At 52.6% G+C, this 2,491-nt stretch carries 4 protein-coding genes; 1 reads left to right on the top strand and 3 read right to left on the bottom strand.

Translation table 11 applies throughout. The features are described 5' to 3' along the window. Positions 1 to 68: 68 nt before the first annotated feature. From thiH to thiS, 3 genes are read right to left on the bottom strand one after another with little or no spacing between them, the layout of a single operon-like run. Entirely contained in the window at positions 69 to 1,193 is a 1,125-nt protein-coding gene (gene thiH / locus KDK13_RS04255; RefSeq protein ID WP_257283688.1) for a 2-iminoacetate synthase ThiH, read from the bottom strand. An 11-nt stretch (positions 1,194 to 1,204) separates the two neighbouring features. Further along, positions 1,205 to 1,984, bottom strand: coding sequence for a thiazole synthase (locus tag KDK13_RS04250; RefSeq protein WP_257283686.1), 780 nt, complete (start codon positions 1,982 to 1,984; stop codon positions 1,205 to 1,207). A gap of 60 nt (positions 1,985 to 2,044) precedes the next feature. After that, positions 2,045 to 2,245 (bottom strand): sulfur carrier protein ThiS, encoded by a 201-nt coding sequence (gene thiS, locus KDK13_RS04245; RefSeq protein WP_257283685.1) that lies wholly within the window; start codon positions 2,243 to 2,245, stop codon positions 2,045 to 2,047. Between the two features lie 60 nt (positions 2,246 to 2,305). On the opposite strand from thiS, the gene KDK13_RS04240 reads away from it, so the two are divergent. Continuing rightward, the coding region (locus tag KDK13_RS04240; protein WP_257283684.1) for a hypothetical protein at positions 2,306 to 2,491 on the top strand (186 nt) is incomplete at its 3' end.

The following is a 2,491-nucleotide window of genomic DNA, read 5'->3' as shown; positions in this document are numbered from 1 at the left end:
TATATAATGCTAATCGATTAATTCTAAAAGATTTTTTAGGAAATCCAGCTCTTCCGAGAGGGACTCTGTTAATGACTGAAGCAGTGCGACCAGTCCTTCCAGACCGGTTCAAGCCCTTTGGCCCGAATGGCATCCGCTACCGCTTCAGGGCGCCGGTTGTCATCAATAGCGAACTGTTCCAGGTCTTCATTGCCCAGGATGTTGTCATCCGCATACCCGCCGGGATGTGTGCTTGAGTAAGCGCTCATGGTGGTGATGCCCAGGGGCAGGACATTATCCCGGAACTTTTCCGATTCCCGAGTGGATAAGGAGAGCTCAGCTTCGGGCTTGAACAGGCGGTAAGCGCAGATCAGCTGAACCAGTTGTCGGTCAGAGATCACGGAGACTGGCTGAAACTCACCTTCACAGGGGCGCAGCCGGGGGAAGGAAATTGAGTAGCGGGTTCGCCAGTAGGTCTTTTCCAGGTAATCCAGATGAGCCGCCACCATGGCAGAGTCGGTTCGCCAGTCTTCCAGACCAATCAAGGCGCCAACACCAATTTTGTCAATGCCCGCCCGTCCCAGCCGGTCAGCGGTTTCCAGGCGGTAGTTGAAATCCATTTTACTGCCCCGGAGGTGGTATTGCTCATAGGCGAGTCGATGATAGGTTTCCTGGTAAACCAGAACCGCATCAAGGCCTGCTTGCATCAGGGATTGATAATCTTCCAGTTCCAGAGGCTGGACCTCAATGCTGATATGGGAAAAGTGTGGCCGCAGTCGCTCAAGCACCGATTTGATGTAGCTGACACCTACCGTTCCCGGGGCTTCTCCTGTTACCAGCAGGATGTGATCGAATCCCATCTTTTTGATCGCTGCCACTTCCCGGTCCAGCTCGTCCATCGTCAGTGTTTTTCTGCGGATTTTGTTACCGAGACTGAACCCGCAGTACGTGCAGATATTGGTGCACTTATTGGAGAGGTAGAGTGGAATATAGAGCTGCAGAGTATTGCCGAACCGTTGCCGGGTCAGTTGCATGCTTTTCCGGGCCATGGCTTCCAGGTAGGGTTCTGCCGCCGGGGATATCAGTGCCAGAAACTGCTCATGATTCAGTCTGGCACTGTGCAGGGCGTTTTCGACATCCGCAGCGGTCTGGCTGTGGATGGAGATTTTCAGCTCATCCCACTGGATTTGATGAAAGCGGTCAAGAAAAGTCATCACGTCCTCACCTAAAGGTCGTCCAGAAAGGCCGTTAAGGGGCTGCTGGCCTGAGCCTGCAGTGATCGCCCACCAAGACCTGCCAGGTAAGCCCTGCGTCCTGCAATGACGGCATCCTTGAAGGCAATGGCCATCTCTACCGGGTCACGGGCTACGGCGATGGCAGAATTCACCAGCACGGCATCCGCCCCCATCTCCATGGCCAGTGTCGCGTCGGAAGGACTGCCTATACCTGCATCAATCACCACCGGTACCGAGCTTTGTTCAATAATTATCTGGATAAACTCTTTGGTCTTCAGGCCCAGGTTGCTGCCAATGGGTGAACCGAGGGGCATGACAGCAGCAACTCCCACTTCCTCAAGGCGTTTGCAGAGCACCGGATCGGCATGGATGTAAGGCATGACGGCAAAGCCCATGGCGCTTAATGCCTCGCAGGCTTTCAGGGTTTCAATCGGGTCTGGCAGGAGGTATTTGGGGTCTGGATGAATTTCGATTTTGACGAAGTGGGTGCCCAGCGCTTCTCTGGCCAGCTGGGCAGCGTAAATGGCTTCATCGGCATTGCGGGCCCCTGAGGTGTTTGGCAGCAGGTTCAGGTTGTGATCCCGCTGCCGGTCCAGAAGCGGCCCGAGGATATTATCCTGCTGCTCATTCAGGTCAACCCGCTTGAGTGCCATGGTGACCAGCTCACTGCCCGAGGCAATGATGGAATCGGTCATCAATTGGCTGTTACTGAACTTTCCGGTTCCGGTAAACAGTCGTGAAGAAAAGGTTTTATCCGCAATTTTCAGCATGCCAGCCTTACGTTATTTAAAGAACTTTGGTTTATGTCTGTTCACATCAACAGTTCAGGCTTAGCCACCTGCCGTTGCCTTTATCAGCGTAATGTCATCCCCGTCACTGAGCAGATAAGATGCCCACTGGGATCGGCTGATGATTTTCCTGTTGACCGCCAGTGCCACCCCTTTTTCAAGGTGGTTCAGTTGCTGTAACAGGGCATCAATGCTGAGAGGGGGCTCCACTGCCATTGGCTGGTTATTTACCGTGATCTGCATGGTCAATTTGGTGCCAGTCCTTATTTACGATGGCAAGATTCTAAAGAAACAGGGCGGTGTTTGACAAATGATCTGGAGCAGCTTTGGAGCACAAAAAACAACGCAAGCAGCAATCAGGCAACAATCAGGCAACAATATAATTGTCATCTTATTGATTATTGGCGGCTACAGATCTACCCAAGGCAGGGTTCAGCCGTTAGAATTGACGGTTTCTTTTCTGTAGCTCATCTGTTTTGGAAACCCCAT

It is taken from the genome of Endozoicomonas sp. SESOKO1 (genome assembly GCF_024606265.1).
GTDB lineage: Bacteria > Pseudomonadota > Gammaproteobacteria > Pseudomonadales > Endozoicomonadaceae > Endozoicomonas.
Note: the sequence above shows the minus strand (reverse complement) of the source record. Positions and strands in the feature narration are given on the sequence as shown.

What these genes read in the sequence shown, in the direction of transcription:
- thiH (WP_257283688.1), bottom strand. Translation starts at nt 1,193, where the DNA reads ATGACTTTTCTTGACCGCTTTCATCAAATCCAGTGGGATGAGCTGAAA.
- KDK13_RS04250 (WP_257283686.1), bottom strand. Translation starts at nt 1,984, where the DNA reads ATGCTGAAAATTGCGGATAAAACCTTTTCTTCACGACTGTTTACCGGA.
- thiS (WP_257283685.1), bottom strand. Translation starts at nt 2,245, where the DNA reads ATGCAGATCACGGTAAATAACCAGCCAATGGCAGTGGAGCCCCCTCTC.